Raw genomic sequence first — 405 nt, 5'->3', positions numbered from 1 at the left:
GCGCTGTAGTGCGCCCGGTCGGCGCTGTCGCCGAGCACTGCGGCCATCTTCGCCAGCAGGGTCGCGTCGAGGTAGGAGAAGGCGGTCTGGAAGTAGTCGTGCGGGGTGCTGACGGTGGACAGCCAGTCGTCGCCCCAGGAGGTCGGGGAGGCGACCACCGTGTGGTCGGTGTCGCTGATGGTGGCGAGGTAGTCCACCCACGCCTTGACCTGCGGGTAGTTGGCGGCGATGACCTGCCGGTCGCCGTACTGCGTGTAGGTGTCCCAGATGATCTGCGGGTAGGCGGTGCCCCAGGCCGGGTCGGTGGCCCAGGCGCCCTGCCCGCCGTTGGCGGGGGCGACGGACGGGAGGCTGCCGTCGGCGTTGGCGCTGGTGGCGATGTCGCCGAGCCACTTGGCGTAGAAC

At 70.6% G+C, this 405-nt stretch carries 1 protein-coding gene; it reads right to left on the bottom strand.

Going from position 1 to position 405, the window contains the following annotated elements:
- The coding region (locus tag AC5RWQ_RS30675; protein WP_494286077.1) for an alpha-L-rhamnosidase-related protein at nt 1-405 on the bottom strand (405 nt) is incomplete at both ends.

The sequence above is a fragment of the Micromonospora sp. BS32 genome (assembly GCF_059089345.1).
Note: the sequence above shows the minus strand (reverse complement) of the source record. Positions and strands in the feature narration are given on the sequence as shown.